This window comes from Streptomyces sp. NPDC048600 (assembly GCF_055587025.1).
In genome coordinates this window covers 81,376-104,354 of record NZ_JBVJGZ010000020.1, presented here as the reverse complement: position 1 = coordinate 104,354, position 22,979 = coordinate 81,376, and the positions used below count along the sequence as shown (strand labels likewise).

Sequence of the window (22,979 nt, the reverse complement as noted above, 5' to 3'; positions counted from 1 at the left end):
CTGAGCTAGACGGCCTGGCGGAAGGTGAAGACCCGGTCGGGGTCGTAGTGGCGCTTGATCTCCTGGAGCCGGTCCAGGTTGGGGCCGAAGTAGGCGGCCTGGGCGTCGGTCAGGTCGGGGTCGGCGAAGTTGGCGTAGGAGGCGTCCCGGGCGTGCTCGCCCATCGCGGTGTGCAGCTCGGTCAGCCAGTCGAGGTTGGCGCGGCGCACCTCCTCGGGGTCGTCGGTGGACCAGGAGGTGTCCATCGAGATCAGGAAGAGCACGTCCCGGTGGGGGAAGGCGGTCTCGGTGACGGGCACCCGGTTGATGGCGCCGCCCCAGGTGAACAGGGCGATGCCGGCCCCGTCCGGGTTGCCGCTGCCGGGCCACTTGCGCAGCGCGGTGAGCAGGGTGTCCACGCCGGCCTCGGTGAGCGGCTCGGCGACGGTGCGGGTGCGGACGGCGAAGGGGTCGCCCGAGGTCTCGTGGCGCAGGTAGTCCTTGGCCTCCCAGTAGGTGCGGTCCTCGATGTCCGCCTTGACGGGCGAGCCGGTGGCCAGCGCGGGGGCCAGCAGTTCGCGCAGTTCGGCGGCCGGGCCGAGGTGCTGGCCGATCACCGAGACCATGCCGTCGTCCTGCGCGGAGCGGCTCACACCGATCCGGGCGGCGAAGCGGTCGGGCGCGTCCCGCATGATCCGCTGCATCACCGGCAGCACCGCCTCGGCGTCCTCCAGCGGCCACACGACCAGACAGGTGGAGCTGTCGACCGTGGGCCGGGCCTGGAAGGTGAAGGAGGTGTTGACCCCGAAGTTGCCGCCTCCGCCGCCCTTGCAGGCCCAGAAGAGGTCGGGGTGCTCGGTCTCGTTGCAGGTGACGACCGTGCCGTCGGCGAGCACGACCTCGGTCTCCACCAGGGAGTCGCAGGTCAGGCCGAAGGCCCGGGAGACCGCGGCGACGCCGCCGCCCAGGGTGAGGCCGCCGATGCCGACCTCCTCGGAGTTGCCGAGGGGCACCGCGAGGTCGTGGCGCTGGAGCTCGGCGTACAGGTCGCCGGAGCGGGCGCCGCCGCCGACCGTGACCAGTTCGCGCTCGCGGTCCACGGTGACGGTCCGCAGACCGTGCAGGTCGAGCACCAGTCCGGTGGTGGCGGCCTGGCCGGAGTAGCTGTGGCCGCCGCCGCGGGCGACGACCGGCACGCCCTGTTCCCGGGCCCAGGCGATGCCCCGGGCGACGTCGGCGACACTCGCCACCGAGAGGACCCCGGCGGCCCGGATGTCCGCGTAGCGCTTGTTGAAGGCGCTGCTGTTCTCCTCGAAGCCGGGCTCCCCCGGCAGCCGCACCGTTCCGTCCACCTGCTCGCGCAGGCGCTCCCAGTCGGTCATCCCGCTTCCTCCGGTTCTCTCACTTCCGCCAGGTACGAGACCCCGGTCTCGGCGTGCGGCCCGTACCGCTCCCACTCCTCGCGCAGCAGCAGTCCGCCGTCGGCGTCCCGCTCGGGGGTGTTGACGGTGCGTCCGGAGATCACGTCGCCGCCGGCCAGCACCATCGTGTAGGCGAGGTGCAGGGTGCCGTCGGGCTCGCAGACCCCGTTCACGCTGCCCCGGCGGACGGGTCCGCCGGCGAAGTCCGCCCAGACCAGGTCGTCCTTCTGGTGGTACCGGGCCGTCACACCGTCCGTGGACGCCAGCTTGCGGAACCGGCGGCCGTCGTAGTCGATGGTCATTCGTCCACGTCCAGCAGGCCCGCGGGCATCTCCAGACGCGCCGCCACGTCCTTGCGCTCCAGCGGCTCCGCGTCCAGACCGACGGCCGCGACGGCGGCGGCGAGCCGCTCCTCGCAGGCGTCCCGGTCCTGGCCGGAGCAGACCACGAAGGAGTGCCGGGCCAGGTATCCGCCGGGCGGCAGGCGCAGTTCGGTGCCCGGGTCGACCATCGGGGAGGCGGTGACCAGCCCCGGCAGTCCCTCCGGCACCCGCACCTCGTGGACGGTGACGTCCTCGGTGGGGTAGCCGAAGCGGATGCCGGCCACGCCGTGTTTCGTGAACCCGGTGTCCGGACGGTGTCCGGAGGCGACCTCGACCAGCAGTTCGCCGGGGTCGATGCCGGTGGCGATCCGGCCGAGGAAGGGGATCAGGTCGCCGCCCAGCCGACCGTTGATCTCGATGATCACCGGGCCGTAGGAGGTGAGCTTGACCTCGGTGTGGGTCAGCCCGTTCTCGACGCCGATCACCTCGTGCGCCTTGGTCAGGACGTCGGTCAGCTCCTGGTCGGCGAGCAGCGGGTCGGCCGCGTCGACGACATGGCCGATCTCCTCGAAGTACGGGTAGTGGCCGGTCTCCTTGCGGGCCACGAACATCACCCGGTACTCGCCCTGGTGCACCACGCCGTCGACGCTGATCTCGGGGCCGTCGGCGTAGCCCTCCACGATCGCCCCGCCGCGGAACGGCTCGTCGCCGACCAGGCTGGCGTTGGAGGCGATCAGATAGGCCTGGTCCAGCTGCGACTCGTCCTCGGCGAGGACGACGCCCATCGAGGCGCCCAGCGCCCGCGGTTTGACGACCACGGGGTAGCCGATCCGGGCGGCCGTCTCACGGGCCTGCTCCAGGGTGTCGGTGAGCTCGAAGCCGGGCTGGGGCAGTCCGGCGGCGGTCAGCAGCGACCGGGTGCGGTGCTTGTCCCGGCAGCCCTGCACCCCGTCGGGGCCGAGGCCCGGGACGCCGAACTCGGCGGCCAGTTCGGCGGAGGGCATCACGAGCGGCTCGTCGTAGCAGAACAGTCCGACGACCTCGCGCCGGCCCGCGATCTCCCGGGCGGCGGCGCGCAGCGCCTCGTGGTCGAACACGTTGACCACGGTGATCTCGTCGAAGTAGTCCTGCTGCCAGGTGGGCTTGAGGTTGTTGATCAGGACCAGCTTGAGGTCGAGCTCGGCGGCCCGCCTGGCGGCGGACTCGATCAGGTACTCGCGGTAGACCTTGAGCCCACTGCCGATCACCAGCAGGACGCGGTCGTCGGCGGTCATATCGTCTCCTCTCGGAAGTCTGTGGTGAGTGCTTCGAGAATCCGTTCGGCGACCAGCGGCGCGGTGCGGAAGCCGTCGCCGCCGCTGGCGGTCCGGGCCCAGGTGCTCGGGCCGATGCGGACCAGGTGGGAGTTGCCGGTCTGGGCGTCCACCAGGTAGTGGCAGCGCTTGACCGCCATCACGGTGTAGCGGTGCGGTTCGCTGACGATCTGCTCGGAGAGCACCTGCTCGGCCCACTGGCGCTCCTCGTCCGGAGTGCCGGCGGTGACCATGTGGGCCTCGCGGCAGGCGACCGCGGAGCTGACCTTGAGCAGGGTCCCGTCGCCCGGCGGCAGCAGCCAGGCCTGTCCCGAGATGCCGATCCGGCCGACGCCCGGGGTGCGTTCCCACGCGGTGACCAGCTGCTCCGGCGGCTTGAGGTAGACCAGGGTCTGCCGGTGCAGCACCATCGGGATGTCGACCAGGTCCTTGGACCAGGGCCCGGTGGCGACCAGGGTCAGATCGGCGTCCAGGGTCTCGGCGTCGGGCAGGTACACCCGTCCGGTCTCCGGGTCGACCGCCTTGACCTCCTGCCAGGGGCGGAGCGAGACGTTGGGCTGCTCGGTGAGCCAGCGCACCAGGACCTGGAGCGCGTGGTCGGCGAGCAGGATGCCGCCGTGCCGCTCCAGCACCCCGACCGTGCCGTCGGGGAAGCGGACGTGGGGGACGCTGCCCGGCTCGATCAGCCGGACCGGGAGGTCCGCCTTGGCCGCCGCGGACAGCACCGCGTCGACGTCGTCCTCGGGCCAGGCGGTGATCATGCCCACCCGGCGGTAGAACTTGGAGCCGGTCAGGGCCTCCAGGCCCATCCAGCGCCGGTGCGCCACCGCGATCCGCCGGGAGGCGGCGAGGTCGTGCGTGTCGAGGGCGCGGACGGCCCGGTGCTGGTCGAAGGAGGTGGACCCGGGGTTCGGAATGGCGTCCCGGTCCAGGACGGTGACATGGTGTCCGGCCAGGGCACACCGCACCGCGGAGAGCAGTCCGGTCACGCCGGCGCCGACCACCAGTACCCGTCGCTTGTCGGTGGGCATGTCACACCGCCCCGCCGTCCAGCCGCGGCAGTTCCCGCACCGTGATCTCGGTCGTCCCGTCGCTCGGGGTCAGCCGGGTGTCGATGCCGGCCTGCTCGGCGAGGTCGATCAGGATCGGGGCGGCGTTGCGCAGCACGGTCTGCACCTGGTGGACGAAGTCGCCCGCCTCGGCGTCGGTGGCCTCCCAGCGGTCGAGCCTGCCCAGCTGCTCGGCCAGTGTCTCGGCCGTGCGGACCAGGCTGAAGGAGTCGAGCTCGTAGGAGGTGGCGAACCGCTCGGTGATCCGGTCGGCGGCCTCGCGGGAGGCGGCGGAGACCGGGAGGGTCCGTCCGGCCCAGCGCCCGGCCCTGGCGGCGACCCGGTTCCACGGCTCGATCAGCCGGGTTCCGGTCACCGCGGGCAGCGCCGACCAGCCGAAGTTGGTCTTCTGGTTCTCCGGGCTGGTGGCGGCCAGGTGGTAGCGGCCGATGTCGCGCGGCAGCCGGTCCGCGAGTTCCTGCCCCCAGACCAGGTGGCCCCGGCTGGTGGAGAACTTCTGATGGTCCAGCTCGTAGAACTCGTTGGTGACGAACCGGGCCGGCAGGGCGTAGCGGTCGTGCAGGGCGAGCAGCATGGCCGCCCCGGCGATGGCGAAGGGGAAGGTGTTGTCGAAGCCGAGGAAGTAGACGGCCTCGGTCCCGGACTCAGGCCACCAGGGCTCGTCGTCGGCGGAGAGCACCTCGCCGCGTGCCTCGGCGGAGACGGCGGTGGTGTAGATGGACCAGGCCATCGTCTCGGCGTTGGGGTTGACGGACTGGCCGGCGACCTCCGGGAACGGGGCGGGGATGCCCCAGGAGACCGGGTAGGTGACGGGGAAGTCCGGCAGCGGCCGGGCGAGCATCTCGGCGACGGCCTGGGCCATGTGCGGCCGCAGCGCGGCGCCGGTGGTGGCGAAGTACTCCTTCAGCCGGTCCCGGTACTCCTCCAGCGGGACCACCAGGACCGGGACCTCGCGCAGTTCCACGGTGTCGTCGGGGTTCTCTGTGGAGCGCGGGTCGATCAGCTCCCCGGCGGGCAGCGGGTGGCCGCAGCTCTCGCAGAGCCCGGCGCAGCCCTCGGCCAGGCAGTTGCGGCAGCCGCCCTTGACGAAGCCGTCCACCAGGTACTGCCCGGTGCTCGGCGAGTAGGGGAAGAGGGTGGGCCGCAGGACCAGCTTGCCCTCCTCGTGCAGCCGGCTGACGAACCTCAGCACGGCCTTGGTGAAGCGCTCCTCGTCGCGGGTGAAGCCGTCGACCTCGATGCCCATCGCGGCGAGCGTGGACTCGATCTTCGCGGTGGAGTCGGCGACCAGGGCCTCGGGGGTGGTGCCCAGCCGGCGGGCGGTGGTGACCACGAAGGTGGAGGTGTCCTGGGCGCCGGTGCCGAAGACGGTGTCCCGGCCGGCGGCGCGCTGGTAGCGGGTGAAGACGTCGGCGGCCAGGAACGGTCCGGCCAGATGGCCGAGGTGCAGGTCGCCGTTGGCGGTCGGGGCGGGCGATATCACCGCCACGCGCTTGCTCATGCTGGGGTCTCCTTCTGATGGCGGGTCAGGAAGTTCTCCGACATCTCGGAGTCCCACCAGATCCCGTAGTACTCGAAGTCCTCCGAGGAGGGGTTGACCACCTTGTGCGTGCAGCCCGGGGGCAGATGGACGATGTCGCCGGCGACGAACTCCCGCTCGACGCCGTCCACGACCAGGGCGGCGCTGCCGCTCATCGCGATGAACATCTCGTACTCGTGATGGTTGTGCGGGGTGGACTCTCCCCCGGCCCGCACGACGCACCAGGCGCCCTCGAAGGGGGAGTTGAGCACGTCCCAGGGCTTCAGGCGCTCGCCCTCGATGCCGTAGGCGGGGGTCAGGTTGGCGCGGTCCAGCCGACGGATCTGCATCAGCGGACACCCGCCGTCGCGCCGACGCTGCGCCGGTCGAGCATGTCCCTGCTGATCTCGTGCGAACGCTGCGCGAGGACGCTGAGCAGCGAGTCGGAGATGCCGTGCGTGGCCTCGTTGAAGCCCTGGAGGTACAGCCCGGCGTGGACGTCGTCGCTCGTCCTCACGCGGTAGCGGCGGTCCACCTCGATCTCGTCCAGGCCCACCTGGCCGGCCAGGCTGCGGACCATCGCGGGCATCCGCTGGTCGTAGCCGGTGCCGAGCAGGACCAGGTCGCAGCGGTACGTGTCCACCCGGCCGGACTTGCGGTCGCGCAGGATGAGGACGACCTCGCCGTCCTCCTCGCGGGCCGAGACCACCTCGGTCATGGAGCGGACCGCGGAGCGCTGGGAGCCGGTCAGCTTCTGCTCGTAGAGCATCATGTACGTCTCGTCGAGGAACGGGGCTGCCAGACCGGCGTAGTTGGTCAGGCGGACCTCGTCCAGGATCTGCTTGCGGGCCTGCGGGGAGGAGCCGTGGAACTCGTCGACGAAGGACGGGAAGAACAGCTCGTTGACGAACTTGCTGGTCTGGTAGTTCATCAGGCCGATGGAGCGGTGGATCAGGGTCGGCTGGCTGAGCGGCAGGTCCTTGTGGACCGAGACGAACATCTCGGCGGCACTCTGTGCCGCGCCGATCACCACGACCCGCACCGGGCGGTCGATCGGGTACTGGGCGATCCGGGTGGAGTACTGGGTGCTGTGGATCACCCGGTCGCGGGGCAGGTCCTTGAACTCGGCGGGGATGTTGGCGTCGCGGCCGGTGCCGACGACCAGGTCGCGGGCGTCCACCGTGTCGCCGCCGGCGAGGTTGACGCGCCAGCCGACCACCGTGCCGTCGTCAGCCTTGCGCGGGCTGACGCTCTGGACCTTCGAGTTGTAGCGGATTCCCACATGCTCCAGGGAGTTGGCCACCCACTGGAGATACTCGGAGATCTCCTTGCGGAAGGGGTTGAAGGTGCCGAGGTTGACGAACTCGTCGAGCCGGCCCTTCGCGTGCAGGAAGGAGAGGAAGGAGAACCGGCTCTGGGGGTTGCGCAGGGTCACCAGGTCCTTGACGAAGGAGACCTGGCTGCGGGCGAACGGCAGCAGCAGGTTGCGCTGCCACACCACGTCCGCGTGCTGTTCCAGGATCAGGGTGTCGGCTGCCAGGCCGGCGGCGCCGGACTCCTCGATCGCCACCGCCAGGGCCAGGTTGGACGGGCCGGCGCCGATCGCCAGGACCTCGACCTCGTGGTTGGTCATCTTCTGCCACCTCGCTACTCGTCCTACCGCCCGTTCGAGCGAGCAGGTGAACGGCCGTTCCTCTGTTCGGATCCGTTCGGTAGGACGAGTACATCGAAGGCGGATATTGATCGACAGGCTTGTCCGAACCGGACAATCAACAAGCGGCTTACGGGAGTTGTTCGAACGGTCAGGTCAGCTGCCGGGCTTCGGCCAGCGGCCGGACGCGGGTGAACGGCACGGAGTGCCTCGGCAGCAGGTCGTACGCCGTTCCGCCGGCCGTCACGAGGGCCCGCGCCAGGGCGTCGAGCCGGTACGCGCCCAGCCGCTCCGTGTGCCGGAGCATCCCCGCCTCGACCAACTCGTCGGTCAAATCCTCGGACCCGGCCAGCATTGATTCGTCGGCCCGCAGCTCCGGCTGGGGCAGCAGGGTCAGCCGGTCGAGCAGCTCCCGCGCCTCGTCGCTGAGCCGGGCGTGCGCCGAGGCGAGCACCTCGCGCAGGGACAGGTCTCCCACGGTCAGCCAGTCCAGCAGCGCCTCGGGGCGCTCCAGCCGTGCGACCGCCCAGCGCAGCGACATCTCGGGGTGGGCGAGCAGCTTGCGGGCGGCGATGTCCAGCGCCAGCGGCAGATCGCCGCAGAGCTCGGCCAGCCGGTCGGCGCTCGCCGGGTCGGCCTGGGCCCGCTCCGGCAGCCCCCGTGAGATCAGGGCCACGGAGTCGGTCCGCGGCAGCAGGTCCAGCCGCACCCGCAGGACGTCGCGCAGGCCGAGCAGCGAGGACCGGCCGACGACGATGGTGGTGCTGGTGGCGGAGTCGGCCAGCAGGGGGCGTACCTGGCGCTCGCTGTGCACGTTCTCCAGCAGCACGAGCACCCTGCGCTGGGCGAGCAGTGAACGGTAGAGCCCGGCGCGCTGGTCCGGCGCCGCCGGGATGCGTCCGGCGGGCACCCCGAGCGCCGTGAGGAACTCGGCGAGCAGGCCCGGTACGTCGTACCCGCCCTCCGGCACCGGGCCCAGGTCGGCGTAGAGCTGGCCGTCGACCATGGCCGGGGCCAGTTCGTGCGCATGGTGCAGGGCCAGTTCGCTCTTGCCGACGCCGGCGGGTCCGCTGATCACCACCGGACCGGGCGGGGCCGAGGCGAGCAGGCTCAGTTCCGTGCGGCGGCCGACCAGTCCCTGCGGGCGCGGCGGCAGCTGGCACGGCCTGGGCAGCACCGGCGCGGCCGGCCGGAGCCCGGGGGGTATCGCCTCGGCGGCCGGCTCCCGCGGTATCGGCGGTCCGGGGGCCGCCGCGGGTCGGGGCGGCAGGGCGGGTATCCCTCCGGCCGCCGCCTCCAGCCATCGTCGGCGCCATTCCTCCCGGTCGCCGCCGCAGGCGGCCGCGTACGCCAGCGCGACCTGGAGGGTGGGCAGCCGGTGCCCGTTCGCCGCGCTGGACAGCACCGAGGCCGAGTACATGGCGGCCTTGGCCATGTCCCGGTACGTCGGTCCACCGGCTTCGGCACGCAGGCGTCGCAACCGGCTCGCGAACTCCGCGACCGCTCCGCCCGAGGCGTCCACCGGTTTCTCCGGCCTCCCCATTTCCATCGCCTCATCTCGTGTAGAAATATGGATGATTCGCATATCTCGGACATCTCGGAAAAACACAAAGGGCGGGTCGGTCCGATGTCACGGGCCGACCCGCCCCGTGGGTGGCGCACGTCCGTCAGGCCGTGCGGCGCGGCGACGCGCCTCAGCGAGTGAAGCTGCTGTTGACCGCGCCGAAGTCGAGGGCGCCGTCCAGCGCGTCGTAGGTGCCGTGGTCGACCAGTTCGGCGGCGGCACGGCGGGCCAGCGAGTAGGCGGCCTGGGCGACGGCGGTGCCGAGGCTGACCCGGCGCACGCCGGCCGCCTCGAACTCGGCCACGGTGGGCGCGCCCGGTCCGGCCATCACGTTGACCGGCAGCGGCTGGCCCTCGACCAGCTCGGCGATGACCGCGAGGTCGAGCAGCCCCGGCACGAACAGGCTGTCCGCCCCGGCCTCCGCGTAGACGGCGGCGCGGGCCAGTACGTCGGCCGCCCGGCCCTCGGGCTCGCCGATGCCGAAGAGGAAGACGTCGGTACGGAGGTTGACGACCAGCTCCGGCAGCCCGGCACGCTCGGCGGCCTCGCGGGCGGCGCGGATGCGGGCCGCCTGCTCCTCGGCCGTGAACAGGGTGAAGTCGGGCTTGGAGTCCTCGAGGTTGACGCCGACCACACCGGCCTCGATCACGGCGGTGACGGTCGCGGCAACGTCCTCGGGCGCGAGGCCGTAGCCGCCCTCGATGTCGGCGGTCACCGGCACGTCCACGGTGTCGGCGATCCGGCGCACCAGGGCGACCATCTCGTCGCGGCTGAGCGCCTGCTGGTCCGGCTTCCCGGCCGACCAGGACACGCCGCCGCTGGTGGTGGCGATCGCCTTGGCGCCGCCCTGGGCGATCAGCGCGGCGCTGCCGGCGTCCCAGGCGTTCGGCAGCACCAGGATGCCCTTCTCGTGGAGCTCGCGGAGGACGAGGGCCTTGGTCTGCTGGGTGTTTGCCATGACGGCACCTTTCGTGAAGAGGTGTGCAAGAGACATCTTGCCGATATCGGTAAAAGGGCTGAAAGCGGTGATGTGAGACTCCGTCACCTTGCAACCGCCGTGTGCGGCAGGCCGATTGTGGCCCGAGAGACCGAGGTGGCGCCTCCGGTCCAGCAAAGGGGAGGCGCCACCTCCGATACGGCACGGAACGGGGCGGTGCGGGGGACGCGCGTCGGGCGCGTCGAGCCGGGGGCACATGGATCGCGGGGAGCGTGGTGGCCTCGTGGATCACATGGAGCCTGCCGGGCTCGTGGAACGGGTCGAACCGGTGGAACGGGTCGAACTGGTGGAGCGGGTCGAACTGGTGGGGCCGGTACGGCTCGTGGTGCTTTTCGAGCCGGTGGGGCGGACGTGACGGGCGGAGCGGTCCGGCCGTCGGAACGGGCGGAGCAGGCGGAGCAGGCGGAGCAGGTGGAGCAGGTGGAGCGGGGGATCCGGTGGAGCGGGCCGAGCGTTCGGTGCCGGCGGAGCGTGTCGGGCACGCGGTCGGTCAGACGCGCGCGGGCTCGGCGAGCAGGGTCTTCTCCACCGCCGGCGGCTTCGTCCGCAGGGACAGGACGCCGGCCGCGATGCTGAGGACACCGGCGACGTACCACGCGGGCGCGTAGGTGCCGAAGCCGTCCCGGGTGAGGCCGGCCGTGGTGGCGGCGAACGCGGCGCCCAGCTGGTGCGCGGCGAAGATCCAGCCGAACACGATCGGAGCCGACATCCCGAAGTGCTCACGGCACAGGGCGACGGTCGGCGGCACGGTGGCGATGAAGTCCAGGCCGAAGAGGACGATGAAGACCAGCATCGGGCCGGTGACCTTCTCGTCGAACAGCTGCGGCAGGACCAGCAGGGAGACGCCGCGCAGCGCGTAGTACCCGAGCAGCAGGACGCGCGAGTCGTAGCGGTCGCTGAGCCAGCCGGAGGCGACCGTGCCGATGAGGTCGAAGATGCCGATGAGCGCGAGCAGGCCGGCGGCGGTCACCGACGGCATGCCGTGGTCGTGGGCGGCGGGGATGAAGTGCGTGTTGACCAGGCCGTTGCTGGTGGCGCCGCAGATCGCGAACGCGGCGGCGAGCAGCCAGAACGCCCTGGTGCGGGCGGCGGTCTTCAGACCGTCGACCGCGAGCTTCGCAGCGTTGCGCGCGGGCGGCTGCACCGGCACGACCTCGTCCGCGCCGTACGGCGGGATGTCGAGGTCGGCGGGGTGCTCGCGGAAGAACAGCAGAATCATCGGCACCGTGGCGAGGGCCACGACCGACACCACGATCGCGGCGGTCTTCCAGCCGCCGGGCGACTCCGAGAGCTTCGCCACCAGCGGCAGGAACACCAGCGAGCCGGTCGCGCCGCCCGCGGTCAGCACACCGGTGACCAGGCCCTGGCGCTTGACGAACCAGCGCGTGCCGAGCGTGGCGACGAAGCCCAGGGAGATGGAACCGGAGCCCAGGCCGACCAGGACGCCCCAGAGCAGCACGAGCTGCCAGGACGCGGTCATGAAGACGGCCAGGCCGCTGCCGAGGGCGATCAGGGACATGGCGGCCGCGGTCACCTTGCGCATGCCGAAGCGTTCCATCAGCGCGGAGGCGAACGGCGCGGTGACGCCGTAGAGGGCGAGGTTGACGGACATGGCGAGGCCGATGACCCCGGTGGACCATCCGAACTCTTCTTGCAGCGGCTCCACCAGCGCACCGGGGGTCGCCCGGAACCCAGCCGCCGCGACCAGCGCGACGAATCCGATGGCCGCGATCATCCACGGCCACACTTGCTTCTGACGAATCATGTGCACAGCGTGATCGAGGCAACACCGTCCCGGAAAGCGCGGCCGGGACACCTTGTCAGGTCCGCCCGGGCGTACGGTTGTCGGCCGGTCAACGGCCGATCGGGACCTTCCGTTCCGACGTCGCCTGGTCGATGTCGGACGAACGTACGGTCATCGACACCGTCCACTCCCCCGCCAGCGCGAGCCGGGCCGCACCCGCCCACCGACCTGCGCCGTCACGCTTCAGCGGGACCCGCAGCGGGCCGAGGTCACGGGCGGGCAGCGCGAGGGCGAGGCGGACCTCCGGCACCTCGGCCGGCGTGCCGTCGACACGCCGCAGCTCCAGCCGTACGGCGTAGCCGCCGGACTTCGCCGGTACCAGGCGGAGGGTGGCCTCACCGCGTGCGTCCGGGGTGCCGCCGCCGGTGTCGAAGGGGAGCTGCGAGGTGACGGTCCGGGCGGGTGCGGGAGATACGGCGGCGACGGTGCTGCGGTCGTCGTCCGCGCTCCGTCCGGGCGGCGAGGAGGTGAGCAGCGTGGTGACCGTGAGGACGGCGACGGCCACGGCCGACTCGGTCAGGACGGAGCGCCGCAGGCCGGCGCGTACGGTCGCGTCGCCGCCGTGCGGCGTGGAGGTCTCGCGTGGCGCGGGGGTCTCGCCCTCCTCGTCGGCCTGGACCGACACCGCGCCCCGGGACGGTCGCGCGCTGTCGTCGTTCGCGTGGTCCTCGCCGCTCTCGGCGCTCGCACCGGTCCGCACGGCTGCGTCGGACCGCCCCGTCGGCCGCACGAACTCGCCTCCCTCACCGGCCGGTTCACCCGTCCGCAGCCGGGCGAGGCGGGACCGGGAGACCCAGGCCGCGGCGACCATGAGGGTCACGAATCCGCCCTTGAGCAGCAGCAGTTGTCCGTACCGGGTGTCGAACAGGGCGTCCCAGGGGCCCACTTCGCGCCAGGCCCGGTACAGCCCCGTGGCGACCAGGACGGTCACCGAGCTCAGGGCCACCGCGGAGAACCGCCGCGCGGCGGCAGGCGCCAGCCCGTGCCGCAGCCCGGCCGCCAGGGTGGCCAGACCGCCCAGCCAGGCCGCCATGGCCAGCAGGTGCAGGGCGGTCAGCGGCAGGGCGAGCCAGACCTGGGGTCCCTCGGAGGCATGGTCCGTCGAGACCCAGGTGAACGCCATGCCGACCGCCAGGACCAGTCCGGCCGTGCCGAGCCGCACCCGGGCCCGCCGGGGGGCCTCGGTGCCGGGCTGCCCGAGCGCGCCGACCAGCAGCACCAGGAACACGGCGCTCGCCACGAGCAGCAGCAGCCTGGCCGCCAGCGCGAAGTAGATCCGCTCGTCCACGTCGACATGGGCCGGCGCGGGATCGTCCGAGGGGAAGAGACCGCCGCCCTGCTCGTACGGGCCGCGCAGCATCATCAGGATCACGGTGGAGCCCAGCAGGCCGATCCAGCCGGCCGCCAGCAGCTTCTGCACCGGCCGGACGGAGACGCCCGCCGGCCAGCACATCAGGACGAACGCCACCGCGCCCGCCAGCAGCGCGAACGAGCCGTACGCGACCACTCCCGCGGTGCCGTACAGGAACGCGATCACACTGTCCGTGCGGGCGCCCTGGAACTCCTCGGCGGAGACCGAACTGGCCGAGGGCGCACCGACGGAGAAGACGAAGGCACCGCCGAGCGGATGCGAGTCCCCGGAGATCACCTGCCAGGCCACGGTGTACGTGCCGTCGCGCAGGCCGCCGCGGAGCGCGACGCGCGCGGTGTCGTCCCGGCCGGCGGCGTGCTCCGGTGTGCCCGTGTCGACCCGTTCGCCCGCCGGGTCGAACACGCGCAGCGAGGCGGAGGGCAGCGTCACCCCCTCGCCGAAGGTGAGCGTGACGGCGGACGGCGCCGAGCGCACCACCGAGTTCTGCGCGGGGTCGGTGGACTCGAGCTCCGCGTGCGCGGACGCGGTGCCCGCCGCGCCCAGCACGGTCAGCACGGCGGCCAGCACCGCCAACAGCGCGCCGACGGCCCGGCGCACCCGCACGGATCCCGTGGTCATCCTGCCTGCTCCCCGTCGGTAGGCGTATCCGCGGTGGGCATCCCGCGGGAGGCGGTTCCGCCCCGAGAATAGGACCACCGGCTACGCCGGCGGGTTGTCCAGCGTCAGCGCGGTGCAGCGCACCCCGCCGCCGCCCTTGGCCAGTTCGGTCGTGTCCAGCTCGACCACCTCGAGTCCGCGCCCGCGCAGTTCCGCGGCCAGCCGCGGCACGCCCTGGGTCATGGTGACGGTGGTGCCGTCGCTGACCAGGTTCAGCGCGAACAGGGCGGCCTCCTCGACCGGTACCTCGATCAGGTCGGCGCCGAGTCCGCGCAGGGTGCGCACGCTGGCCGCGTCGAGGGCGTCGGGGCAGTACGCCAGCAGGTCCGGGGCGACGACACCGACGGCCAGGTCGAGGTCGTACCAGCGGGAGCTCACGGTGCGCAGCGGCACCACCTCGTAGTCCAGCTCGCGGGCGAGCACGTCGAGCATCCGCTCGTCGGTGCGCTGGCCGTACGCCGCCAGCAGCAGGTCGCCGCAGGCCAGCGCGTCGCCCTGGCCGCTGAAGAGGTAGGGCGCCTCGACGACCTCGTAGTGGTGCTCGGACAGCCACGCCGTGAAGTACGGGATCTCGGCCTGCCGCTCCGACGGCGGGTTGCCCAGGACGGCCTTCTCGCCGCGGATCACGGCGGCGTTGGCGGTGAACACCATGTCCGGGCACTCGGGCGCGGAGGGCAGGTACTCGATCTTGCGGCCGGCCGCGAGGTGCGCGGCCACGATGGCCTGGTGCTCGGCGAGCGTGGCCTGGACGTCCGGCTGGATCGCGGTGTCCATGTAGGGGTTGATCTCGTAGTCGACCCGGAAGTGGCTCGCGTCGGAGACAAGCAGTTCGCTGTTCACGGGTGCCCTCTCATCGGTGGTCAGCCGGCCCTGCCCTGTGGGGCGGGTACCGGCGCGGAATGGTCCGAGGCGCGGAACGGGGCTGGACGTTGCGCAGCCGTGTCCATCCGAGTCCAGCCGAGCGGCGAATTGATCGCGAGCCTTGAACGGCAAAGGCAATCAAGTCCGTTTCGTCCGGCGGGAGGGTGGGCCGGACCCGCGCGCGTGGGAATTCCGTCGGACATGACGGAGTCCGTCCGGCACTTTCGCAGAAAGGCCGTCGGCGGGTGAAGAGTTATGGAGGATTCACTCCGCAGGATCCGAAGGATTCCGAGCGATTCCATGTGGCATTGAAGAACTCTTCACGGCGTCTTACGACGCCTTCCCGGCGTCTTCCCGGGCCGCCGACGGCTCCGAAGGTCCGCCTCTCGCACGCAACGGCCGCCGGCCGCCGAACACGGCTGCCACCGGCACTGAACGGCTCCGGAATTTCCCGCGAACGACGAAGTCCCGGGCACCCGAAGAAGTTGACGGAAATCATTCACGACCACGGAGGTTCCTCGTGACCAGTGACGCGATCGCGACCAGTCCGGCCATGGCGGGGGCCGCCCTGCTGGAGGGCACGGGCGCGCTCTGGCGGGCCCTTCCCGCGCGGCAGCAGCCGGACTGGGAGGACCTCGACCTCCTGGCCGAGGTCACCTTCGACCTCGCCGACCGGCCGGGGCTGGTCGGCGCCGGCGAGGTGGCCGAACTGCGGGGCCTGCTGGCCGAGGTGGCGGCGGGCCGCTGCCATGTCGTGCAGGCCGGCGACTGCGCCGAGGACCCGGCGGAGTGCGCGCCCGGCCACATCACCCGCAAGGTGGCGCTGCTGGAGGCGCTCGCCGGGGTGATGTCGATGAACACCCTGCTGCCCACGCTCCGGGTCGGCCGGATGGCGGGCCAGTTCGCCAAGCCCCGCTCGCGCCCCACCGAGGTGGTGGACGGCGTGGAACTGCCCGTGTACCGGGGGCACATGGTCAACAGCCCCGAGCCGGACGCGGGGCTGCGCCGCCCCGACCCGCGCCGCCTGCTCTCGGGGTACGAGGCGGCCGGCCGGGCCATGGCGACACTGCGGGGCCGGGCGGCCGAGCGGCCCGCGGCCTTCGCCACCCCGGTGTGGACCAGCCACGAGGCGCTGCTGCTGGACTACGAGGCACCGCTGATCCGCACGGACGAGTCGGGCCGTCGCTACCTCGCCTCGACGCACTGGCCCTGGATCGGCTACCGCACCAACCAGCTGGACGGCGCCCATGTGGCCCTGCTGGCGTCGGTGGCCAACCCGGTGGCCACCAAGGTCGGTCCGGGGATGAGGCCCGACGAGCTGCTGGCGCTGTGCGAGCGGCTCGACCCGGCGCGTGAGCCCGGCCGGCTCACCCTGATCGCCCGTATGGGCGCGGACGCCGTCACCGAGGACCTGCCCGCCCTGGCCGCGGCCGTGCGCGCCGCCGGGCACCCGGTGATCTGGCTGTCGGACCCGATGCACGGCAACACGGTCAGCGGGCCGGGCGGCCGCAAGACCAGGCTGGTGGAGAGCGTGGTCCGTGAGGTGCGGGGCTTCCAGCAGGTGATCGGCGAGGCGGGTGCCGTCGTGGGCGGGCTGCACCTGGAGACCACGCCGGACGACGTCTCCGAGTGCGTGCACGACGAGCGGTCCATGGGGAGCCTCGGCGAGCGGTACACCACGTTCTGCGACCCGCGGCTGAACCCGGCGCAGGCGCTGGAGGTCGCCGCCGCCTGGCAGGGCCGTACGTCCTGGCGGTGACGTTCCGGCTCCGGGCGGACCCACCGGGTCCGCCCACCGGTCTGCCCACCGGTCTGCCCTTCGGCAACAGCCCTCGGATCCGCCCGACGGAAACGGACAGGGAAACGGCCTGCGGCCTCGTGAGTGATCACGAAGCCGCAGGCCGTTCCGTTGCGAGGGGTCAGTCCTCGAGGGTCACGTCGAACAGGTCCAGCTGGAGCAGCGGGGTGACGGTCACGTTCCCGGTCCGGGTGGACCAGCCCGACTCCACCTTCTGGTACCAGAGCGGGATGGCCGGCATGTCCTGGATGATCTGCTTCTCCGCCTCGCGGTAGAGCTCCCAGCCCTCCTGCTCGGAGGCCGCCGCGTCGGCCCTGGCCAGCAGGGCGTCCACCTCCGGGTTGGAGTAGCCGGAGCCGTTGACGGCGGCTCCGGTGCGGAAGATCGGGTTGAGGAAGTTCTCGATCGACGGGTAGTCCGCGACCCAGCCGGAGCGGAAGACGGTCGTCATCCGCTCCTCGTTGATCAGCTTGCGGAACTCTCCGAAGGTGGGGACCGGCGCGTAGCGGGCCTCGACGCCGAGGGCCGCTGTGATCGTGCGGCAGGCCGCGTCGATCCACACCTGGTTGGCGGAGTCGTCGTTGGAGGTCAGCTCGATCGGGCCCTCGAAGCCGGTGGTCTCGAACAGGGCCCGGGCCTTCTCCGGCTGGTAGGTGCACAGGTCGCCGCTGGCGTCGCCGCCGTAGCCGGGCACGATCGGCGGGACCAGGCCGTCCGGGAGCATCTTGTCGCCGTCGAAGGCGGTGTCGATGACGTACTGCCGGTCGATGGCCATCGAGATCGCCTGGCGCAGCCGCGGGTCGCCGAAACGCGGGTCGTAGAGCGGGAAGGAGAGCGACTGCACGCCCATGTACGGCTTGGAGACGCAGCGTCCGGCCAGTTCCTGCTTGTAACGGCCGCCGTCGAGCGCGTCCGCCGGGACGAAGTCGAGGTAGTCGAGCTTGTTCGCCACGACGTCGGCGTAGGCGTCCTCCAGCATCCGGTAGAACCGGAACTCCACGCCCTCGACGCGCGGCTTGCGGACACCGGCGTAGGCGTCGTAACGCAGCAGCACGATGTGCTCGCCGGGCGTGTGCGACTCGAAGCGGAAGGGGCCGTTGCCGACGGGGTGCGCCTCGAAGGCCGCGCGGTCGGCGAAGAAGGCGGCCGGCAGCGGGAAGAAGGCGGCGTAGCCGAGCTGGGTGACGAAGGCGGAGAAGGGCGCCGACAGGGTCACCTCGAAGGTGCTGTCGTCGATCACCTTCAGGCCGGACAGCGTCTCGGCGGCGCCGCTCTGGGTGGCTTCGTAGCCCTGGATGTGGGAGAGGTACTCGGCGCCCTGGAGTTTGTTCGGGCCGTAGGTGGTGTAGTTCCAGGCGTCGACGAAACTCGCCGCGGTGACCGGGGTGTTGTCGTGGAAGGTCCATCCCGGATTCAGGGTGATCCGGTAGACGCGGGAGTCCGCCGATTCGATGGACTTCGCGACCGCGTTGCGCGGTTCGGCCGTGTTCGGGTCGTACTCGACCAGGCCGGTGAAGAGGGCGTTGACGATTTTCACGCTGTCGCGTTCGGTCGCGTCGCCGGGCACCAGCGGGTTCTCGGGTTCGGTGCCGTTCCAGCTGATGATGTTCATGCGTGTGAATCCCTTGGGTCAAAGTGCTGAAAGGGTTTCGGGCGCGCCGGACCGGGCCGACCGCGAGCACCGCGGCCGCCTCCGGTGGGCAGTGTGGCCGCTCTCGCGTCTGACGGGGAGCAGGGCCATGTCTTTCGACCGGGCACGGTGCAGGCCGTTGAATTCCCGGCGCGTTTCCCGCGGACCGGTCCCGTGTCGGACGGGACCGGTCCGGCCGCGCGATCGGAATTCCGGCCCGGGCAGTTGTCCTGACGCAACGTCATGCGACTGCCAGGGCACGGGGATTTCGCGACTCCGGGTATCTCAGGCGGCCTGAAGACCCGTCTTGAGTGCCGTGGCTATCTCCACGGCGCGGCGAGCCTGGAACTCGATGGCACCGAGGTTCTCCTCACCGGGAGGAGTGGTGCCGCCGTGCGAGACATGGCTCGCGCCGTAGGGATTGCCGTTGCCGGTCGCGAACTGTATGGGGTCGGCGTAGCCCGGGGGGACGATGATCGCGCCCCAGTGGTAGAAGGTGTTGTTGAGAGCCAGCAGCGTGCTCTCCTGGCCGCCGTGCGAGGTGGAGGTCGAGGTGAACGAGGAGACGACCTTGTTCACCAGCCGCCCCTTCCGCCAGAGTTCGCCGGTGCTGTCGATGAACGCCTTGAGCTGAGCGGCGGGCAGGCCGAAGCGGGTGGGCGTGCCGAACAGGATGACGTCCGCCCAGTCCAGGTCCTCGACGCGCGCCACGGCGGCACCGTCGGCGGCGGGTTGCTCCGCCCCCTCGGGGCTGGTGGCGGCCGTGGCCTTGGCGGCCGTCTCGGGGACTCTGCGCAGCCGTACCTCGGCGCCGGCCTTCTCCGCCGCCGCGGCGGCCGACTCCGCCAGCGTGTGCACATGTCCGGTGGACGAGTAGTAGATGACGGCGACGTTGGTCACGGTCGCAACTCCAATTCGCGAGGGGCCGGCATACGGACGGGACCTATGGGCGGGCCTCGGCGAAACCGCCGGACGGGCCGCCCGTAAATCGACTCTCGCGGGCGGTCGCGGACCCCGCAAACAGCCCGTCGCGATTTCATCACCTTGCGCGTCCGCGGAACCCCGGGCAGTTCACGGAAGGGCGAAAGAACGGCCTGTCGCGCGATTCACCGCGGAACTGTGTCAACTCGGCGCCCTGTACCGAAGACCGGCGATCTAAGCTGTTCCGATATCCGGAGTCCACCCCCCACCAGACGCAGAAGGAGCGTCCTCCACCCATGCATGCAGACCAGACACCCACGGGCCGCACACCGCCCGGGGGCCGCAGGGGCAACCGTGCGGCGGTCCTCGGATCGCCGCCCGGCCGTTCCCTGTCGCCCACGCTGCATCGTGCCGCGTACGCGGCCATGGGGCTGGACTGGTCCTTCGAGGCCATCGAGTGCGACACGGCGGCCCTGCCCGCCGTGTGGGACTCGCTGGGCGAGGACTGGGCCGGGCTCTGTCTGGCCGTACCCCTGAAGCGGGCCGTCCTGCCGCTGCTCGACGAGGTCTCGGACCTGGCCATGGACGTGGGCGGGGCCGACACGGTGGTCTTCAGGCAGGGGCGCAGTTTCGGCGACCACGCGGGCGCCCACGGCATCACCGCCGCGCTGCGTCAGGCGGGTCTGGAGGCGCCGGAATCCGCCGTGGTGCTGGGCGGCGGAGCGGCGGCCTGTTCCGCGCTGGCCGCGCTGCGGGAGGTCGGGGTCCGGGAGCCGGTCGTGGTGGTCCAGGGGCGCACGGGCGCGACGGAGGTCGAGGCCGCGGCCGGCCGGCTCGGGGTCTCGGTGGACCTGCACCACGTGAACGAGTTGCAGCGGTTGCTGCGGGGCGTCGCGGTGGTGGTCTCCACCCTGCCCGAGGAGGCCGCCGACGCCCTCGCCCCGGCCGTCGCCCACTCCGGCGCCGCCGTCCTGGACGCGGTGTACTCGGCCTGGCCGACCCGGCTCGCCAAGGCGGCGGGCTTCAACGGCAGTACGGTGGTCGACGGTCTGTCCCTGCTGCTGCACCGGACCGTACGGCAGATCGAGCTGCTGACCGGCCGGGCCGACGTGCCGGTGGCCGCGCTGGGCCGGGCCGCCCGAGCCGAACTGGAGCGCCGGGCCGCGCGCGAGACGGAGCCGGCGGGGTCGGGCGGCACGCTCCTCTGAGGCGGGTACGGAAGCCGTACCGACGCCGGTACCGAAGCGGGTATGGAAGCCGGCACCAAGCCCAGTACTGCAGCCGGCCGGTACAGAGACCGGCACCCAGGCCGTTGTCGAAGCCGGTACACGGGCCGGTACACGGGCCGGCACCCAGGCAGTACCCAAGCCGGTACACAGGCCCGGCACCCAGGCCGTACCCGGTCCGGCAGTCGTCCGGAGCCCGACGGCGTCGCGGGGTCCCGCACGCACTCCCCCATGTTCTCGGGGGTGTGCGGGGACCCCGGCCGCGTCGCCGTGACTCGCCTCGCCGTCCGGACCCCGTACACCGAACAGCGGTCCGCGGTGCCTACGCGGACAGTTCCTCCGGGGCGTCGAGGTGCCGGCGGCGGGCCGAGGACAGCACCGTGATCGCATGGGCCACCGAGCAGAGCGTCACATGCCGGTGCCAGCCCGCGTACGAGCGCCCCTCGAAGTCACGCATCCCCACCCGGGTGCTGACCTCCTGGAAGTCCTTGCTCACCCGCCGGGTCAGCCGTCCCAGTCGCAGCAGGGCGGCGGGCGGCACGTCCAGCAGATTGGACAGCCAGACCTCCCCCGGCCGGCCCTTCTGCATCGGCCAGCCGCCGACGAGGGTCAGGGCCCGGTCGGAGAGCGGAGGCATACCGGGCCTGCGGACGGCGGGCACGGTCACCCGGGTGCCGCTCACCAGGAGGGACCGGGTGATCGAGTACTCCGGGTCCACCCAGACGACAGGCTTGGACAGCTTCTTGCCGCGCTCGACCAACTGCTGCGCCTGGAAGAGCCGTTCCCCCGCACCTGGCTGGACCGGGTCGAAGCCGACCACCCGCGTCGATCCGTCGACTCGCATGACGAACGGAATGCGTCGCCGCGTGAACTGCTCGATCAGGGCGAGCGAGTTGAGGGTACGGCCGTCCAGGACGACCGGACGGCGGCGCAACCCCCATGCGGCGTCGGCGAGTTCGGCGACTGTGTGCACGACGCCCGCCTCGACGCTCATCGCGGCGACGTCGTCCGGGATCCTGGCCCGTCGGCGCCGGTCCTCGTCCTCCAGCCACTCGGCCGGCAGGTTCAGGCCCCAGTTGACGGGAGCGCTCAACTGTTCGTTGGCCAAGGAGACACCAAAGGCCTGCTGGCTGTTGACGACCCGTCCGAGGTCGAAGCGGAACGACTCGGCGACCCCGACGGAGTGCTCTCCGGCCTTCGGGATGGCCATGGAGTCGATCACCCAGGCCTGCGGCAGCAGCACCCTGTCCAGATGCCGGGCGAGCGCCTGCCGGACGGGGTGCCAACTCCACGAGGAGTTGCTGATGAAGTGATGCAGGCTCTGCTCGGCGGCACCGTGATCGGCCACTGCGGCCAGGGCGCGCATCGACTTGCGGCCCGGCACGGTCAGCAGCCCCGAGACGTACCACTCACCCCTGGTCCGCTGGTCGCGCCTCTTGAGCGAGCCCAGCATCCGCCCGCAGAACTCGGTGACGAAGTCGTCCGCGACGTCGCCCCATGCCTGCGCCGGGGCTTCCCTCTCCACGCCTTCCACGACTCCCCTCCCTCTCCCCGGTCGCCTTCGCAGGCGACCTCCCATTGGTGGCGGCACGGCCAGGGGCCGTACGTGGAACGCCGACCGGAACGACCATACCGTACCGGGCAGTTGGTTTTGTAGACTTCGTTCGTCAGGTAGTCGCACTCTTCGAGGTCCACCCGACAGACAATAAAATACCGCTTGGTTGGTTTGCTAGAGTGTCTTTCGACGATCTCGCTCGGGACTCGGTCCAGCGACCTCCGAAGCGGGCTCCAGTCGCACCCGGGTGGTTCTCGACCGCGACCGACCCGGGATCGCCGTGATGAGGGGGTAGCCATGCCACGCCAGGAACGAGCCGAACGCACCCGCGAACTGGTCGTCCGGGCGGCAGCCGCGTGCTTCGACACGACCGGCTTCGCCGCGACCAGCCTGAGCGAGATCGTGGAGATGGCCGAGGTCTCCAAGGGGGCCCTCTACTTCCACTTCAGCTCGAAGGAGAAGCTGGCCGAGGCGGTCGTCGCCCGACTGGGCACGGACTGGCGGGAGATGGTGCGCGCCGCCAGGACCCCCGACGGACCGCCCCTCCAGACGCTGATCGACATCACCCACGACCTGGCCCGCCGCATGCGGCACGACGTCGTCCTCCGCGCCGGACTGCGGCTCTGCGACGACCGCCGGAGCGCGGGCGGGGCCGGGCCGGTCAGCCCGTACCCCGCGTGGCGGCGCACGGTCGGCCTCGCGCTCGCCAGGTCCCGCCGCCGGGGCGAACTGCTGCCCGGCCTGGACCTGACCCAGGCCGCCCAGATGCTCACCGCCACCACGGCCGGCATCGAGCTTCTCTCCCGCCAGGACAGCGGCTGGCTGCGGCCGCGGGTGATCACCGGCGCCTGGGACGCCCTGCTCCCGGCCCTGGTCCCCACGGACCGCCTCCACGACCTCCACCCCGCGGGAACACCCACCGCCACCCCGCCCGCCCCACCCCCGGACCGACCGACAGAAAGATCACTAACGAAACCAGACCTTCCGGTACGACAATTTTCACACAGCAACCATCAGTCACAGTGAAGGTTGATCATAAGAAACCGCCCGCCTTGTTTTGAAAACCGACGATGCGAGGCCCCGAACTCCGCATCCCAAGGTCGAACCGGCCCTTCCGCCTCACAAACGGAGGCTGTCGCGGAAGGGCCACGGCACCCGATGACCGAGGACCGCGGGCCTGTCGGTGTGACGCCCGCCCGGGGCGGAGCTTCCGAGGCTGTTCGGCAAGGCGAAAACCGGCCGTGGGCGGCCCGCGCGAATCCGGGAGACGAGGTCCCACGGAAGCCGCGGGCCGTGTCTGCGGACCGCCTGGGCGCTG

At 71.7% G+C, this 22,979-nt stretch carries 19 protein-coding genes; 4 read left to right on the top strand and 15 right to left on the bottom strand.

The features are described 5' to 3' along the window. Nucleotides 1-5 precede the first annotated feature (5 nt). From ACZ6SQ_RS25545 to ACZ6SQ_RS25505, 9 genes are all read right to left on the bottom strand, one after another. Nucleotides 6-1,361 (bottom strand): FAD-binding oxidoreductase, encoded by a 1,356-nt coding sequence (locus ACZ6SQ_RS25545; protein ID WP_469565955.1) that lies wholly within the window; start codon nucleotides 1,359-1,361, stop codon nucleotides 6-8. Further along, complete coding sequence (locus tag ACZ6SQ_RS25540; protein WP_386383205.1) at nucleotides 1,358-1,702, bottom strand: avidin-fold protein; 345 nt, start codon at nucleotides 1,700-1,702, stop codon at nucleotides 1,358-1,360. Before ACZ6SQ_RS25540 ends, ACZ6SQ_RS25545 begins: the two co-directional genes overlap by 4 nt. After that, complete coding sequence (locus tag ACZ6SQ_RS25535; RefSeq protein WP_469565953.1) at nucleotides 1,699-2,997, bottom strand: ATP-grasp domain-containing protein; 1,299 nt, start codon at nucleotides 2,995-2,997, stop codon at nucleotides 1,699-1,701. The genes ACZ6SQ_RS25540 and ACZ6SQ_RS25535 overlap by 4 nt, the downstream gene beginning before the upstream one ends. Continuing rightward, nucleotides 2,994-4,067: an NAD(P)/FAD-dependent oxidoreductase gene (locus ACZ6SQ_RS25530; protein ID WP_386383201.1), complete on the bottom strand. Its 1,074-nt coding sequence runs from the start codon at nucleotides 4,065-4,067 to the stop codon at nucleotides 2,994-2,996. The genes ACZ6SQ_RS25535 and ACZ6SQ_RS25530 overlap by 4 nt, the downstream gene beginning before the upstream one ends. Before the next feature lies 1 nt (nucleotide 4,068). Further along, a complete protein-coding gene (locus tag ACZ6SQ_RS25525; RefSeq protein WP_469565951.1) occupies nucleotides 4,069-5,607 on the bottom strand; it encodes a class I tRNA ligase family protein in 1,539 nt (512 codons plus the stop codon). Then, the gene (locus ACZ6SQ_RS25520; RefSeq protein WP_389321926.1) at nucleotides 5,604-5,975 is read right to left on the bottom strand and encodes a cupin domain-containing protein; all 372 of its coding nucleotides are present in this window, start codon (nucleotides 5,973-5,975) and stop codon (nucleotides 5,604-5,606) included. Before ACZ6SQ_RS25520 ends, ACZ6SQ_RS25525 begins: the two co-directional genes overlap by 4 nt. After that, nucleotides 5,975-7,258 carry a lysine N(6)-hydroxylase/L-ornithine N(5)-oxygenase family protein gene (locus ACZ6SQ_RS25515; protein WP_469565948.1) on the bottom strand — a complete coding sequence of 428 codons (1,284 nt, stop codon included), beginning with the start codon at nucleotides 7,256-7,258 and terminating at the stop codon, nucleotides 5,975-5,977. Before ACZ6SQ_RS25515 ends, ACZ6SQ_RS25520 begins: the two co-directional genes overlap by 1 nt. A gap of 169 nt (nucleotides 7,259-7,427) precedes the next feature. Continuing rightward, nucleotides 7,428-8,819 (bottom strand): XRE family transcriptional regulator, encoded by a 1,392-nt coding sequence (locus ACZ6SQ_RS25510; protein WP_469565946.1) that lies wholly within the window; start codon nucleotides 8,817-8,819, stop codon nucleotides 7,428-7,430. A 151-nt stretch (nucleotides 8,820-8,970) separates the two neighbouring features. Next, entirely contained in the window at nucleotides 8,971-9,798 is an 828-nt protein-coding gene (locus tag ACZ6SQ_RS25505; protein ID WP_469565945.1) for an isocitrate lyase/PEP mutase family protein, read from the bottom strand. Nucleotides 9,799-10,060: 262 nt separating this feature from the next. Between ACZ6SQ_RS25505 and ACZ6SQ_RS25500 the strand changes: the two genes are divergently transcribed. After that, on the top strand, nucleotides 10,061-10,192 hold the full coding sequence (locus ACZ6SQ_RS25500) for a hypothetical protein (protein WP_469565943.1): 132 nt from the start codon (nucleotides 10,061-10,063) through the stop codon (nucleotides 10,190-10,192). Nucleotides 10,193-10,327: 135 nt separating this feature from the next. Here the strand turns inward: ACZ6SQ_RS25500 and ACZ6SQ_RS25495 are convergent, their stop codons facing one another. The 3 genes from ACZ6SQ_RS25495 to ACZ6SQ_RS25485 form a co-directional block, all read right to left on the bottom strand. After that, nucleotides 10,328-11,602 carry an MFS transporter gene (locus ACZ6SQ_RS25495; RefSeq protein WP_469565941.1) on the bottom strand — a complete coding sequence of 425 codons (1,275 nt, stop codon included), beginning with the start codon at nucleotides 11,600-11,602 and terminating at the stop codon, nucleotides 10,328-10,330. Between the two features lie 88 nt (nucleotides 11,603-11,690). After that, nucleotides 11,691-13,631 (bottom strand): copper resistance protein CopC, encoded by a 1,941-nt coding sequence (locus ACZ6SQ_RS25490; RefSeq protein WP_469565939.1) that lies wholly within the window; start codon nucleotides 13,629-13,631, stop codon nucleotides 11,691-11,693. Between the two features lie 81 nt (nucleotides 13,632-13,712). Next, nucleotides 13,713-14,510, bottom strand: a complete 798-nt coding sequence (locus ACZ6SQ_RS25485; RefSeq protein WP_469565938.1) for a dimethylarginine dimethylaminohydrolase family protein — start codon at nucleotides 14,508-14,510, stop codon at nucleotides 13,713-13,715. Between the two features lie 541 nt (nucleotides 14,511-15,051). Between ACZ6SQ_RS25485 and ACZ6SQ_RS25480 the strand changes: the two genes are divergently transcribed. After that, the gene (locus ACZ6SQ_RS25480) at nucleotides 15,052-16,290 is read left to right on the top strand and encodes a 3-deoxy-7-phosphoheptulonate synthase (RefSeq protein ID WP_469565937.1); all 1,239 of its coding nucleotides are present in this window, start codon (nucleotides 15,052-15,054) and stop codon (nucleotides 16,288-16,290) included. A 160-nt stretch (nucleotides 16,291-16,450) separates the two neighbouring features. Here ACZ6SQ_RS25480 and ACZ6SQ_RS25475 read toward each other — a convergent pair whose 3' ends face one another. Together ACZ6SQ_RS25475 and wrbA are read right to left on the bottom strand one after the other, a co-directional pair. Beyond that, a complete protein-coding gene (locus ACZ6SQ_RS25475; protein WP_469565936.1) occupies nucleotides 16,451-17,941 on the bottom strand; it encodes a peptide ABC transporter substrate-binding protein in 1,491 nt (496 codons plus the stop codon). Between the two features lie 303 nt (nucleotides 17,942-18,244). Continuing rightward, nucleotides 18,245-18,859 (bottom strand): NAD(P)H:quinone oxidoreductase, encoded by a 615-nt coding sequence (gene wrbA, locus ACZ6SQ_RS25470; RefSeq protein ID WP_469565934.1) that lies wholly within the window; start codon nucleotides 18,857-18,859, stop codon nucleotides 18,245-18,247. Between the two features lie 317 nt (nucleotides 18,860-19,176). On the opposite strand from wrbA, the gene ACZ6SQ_RS25465 reads away from it, so the two are divergent. Beyond that, a complete protein-coding gene (locus ACZ6SQ_RS25465) occupies nucleotides 19,177-20,088 on the top strand; it encodes a shikimate dehydrogenase (RefSeq protein ID WP_469565932.1) in 912 nt (303 codons plus the stop codon). A gap of 340 nt (nucleotides 20,089-20,428) precedes the next feature. Here ACZ6SQ_RS25465 and ACZ6SQ_RS25460 read toward each other — a convergent pair whose 3' ends face one another. Next, on the bottom strand, nucleotides 20,429-21,640 hold the full coding sequence (locus tag ACZ6SQ_RS25460) for an IS701 family transposase (protein ID WP_469565930.1): 1,212 nt from the start codon (nucleotides 21,638-21,640) through the stop codon (nucleotides 20,429-20,431). 318 nt (nucleotides 21,641-21,958) lie between these two features. Between ACZ6SQ_RS25460 and ACZ6SQ_RS25455 the strand changes: the two genes are divergently transcribed. Continuing rightward, nucleotides 21,959-22,687 (top strand): ScbR family autoregulator-binding transcription factor, encoded by a 729-nt coding sequence (locus tag ACZ6SQ_RS25455; RefSeq protein WP_469565928.1) that lies wholly within the window; start codon nucleotides 21,959-21,961, stop codon nucleotides 22,685-22,687. Nucleotides 22,688-22,979 lie beyond the last annotated feature (292 nt).

Coding starts and splice junctions, on each gene's coding strand:
- ACZ6SQ_RS25545 (WP_469565955.1), bottom strand. CDS start 1,361: ATGACCGACTGGGAGCGCCTGCGCGAGCAGGTGGACGGAACGGTGCGG.
- ACZ6SQ_RS25540 (WP_386383205.1), bottom strand. CDS start 1,702: ATGACCATCGACTACGACGGCCGCCGGTTCCGCAAGCTGGCGTCCACG.
- ACZ6SQ_RS25535 (WP_469565953.1), bottom strand. CDS start 2,997: ATGACCGCCGACGACCGCGTCCTGCTGGTGATCGGCAGTGGGCTCAAG.
- ACZ6SQ_RS25530 (WP_386383201.1), bottom strand. CDS start 4,067: ATGCCCACCGACAAGCGACGGGTACTGGTGGTCGGCGCCGGCGTGACC.
- ACZ6SQ_RS25525 (WP_469565951.1), bottom strand. CDS start 5,607: ATGAGCAAGCGCGTGGCGGTGATATCGCCCGCCCCGACCGCCAACGGC.
- ACZ6SQ_RS25520 (WP_389321926.1), bottom strand. CDS start 5,975: ATGCAGATCCGTCGGCTGGACCGCGCCAACCTGACCCCCGCCTACGGC.
- ACZ6SQ_RS25515 (WP_469565948.1), bottom strand. CDS start 7,258: ATGACCAACCACGAGGTCGAGGTCCTGGCGATCGGCGCCGGCCCGTCC.
- ACZ6SQ_RS25510 (WP_469565946.1), bottom strand. CDS start 8,819: ATGGGGAGGCCGGAGAAACCGGTGGACGCCTCGGGCGGAGCGGTCGCG.
- ACZ6SQ_RS25505 (WP_469565945.1), bottom strand. CDS start 9,798: ATGGCAAACACCCAGCAGACCAAGGCCCTCGTCCTCCGCGAGCTCCAC.
- ACZ6SQ_RS25495 (WP_469565941.1), bottom strand. CDS start 11,602: ATGATTCGTCAGAAGCAAGTGTGGCCGTGGATGATCGCGGCCATCGGA.
- ACZ6SQ_RS25490 (WP_469565939.1), bottom strand. CDS start 13,631: ATGACCACGGGATCCGTGCGGGTGCGCCGGGCCGTCGGCGCGCTGTTG.
- ACZ6SQ_RS25475 (WP_469565936.1), bottom strand. CDS start 17,941: ATGAACATCATCAGCTGGAACGGCACCGAACCCGAGAACCCGCTGGTG.
- ACZ6SQ_RS25465 (WP_469565932.1), top strand. CDS start 19,177: ATGCATGCAGACCAGACACCCACGGGCCGCACACCGCCCGGGGGCCGC.
- ACZ6SQ_RS25455 (WP_469565928.1), top strand. CDS start 21,959: ATGCCACGCCAGGAACGAGCCGAACGCACCCGCGAACTGGTCGTCCGG.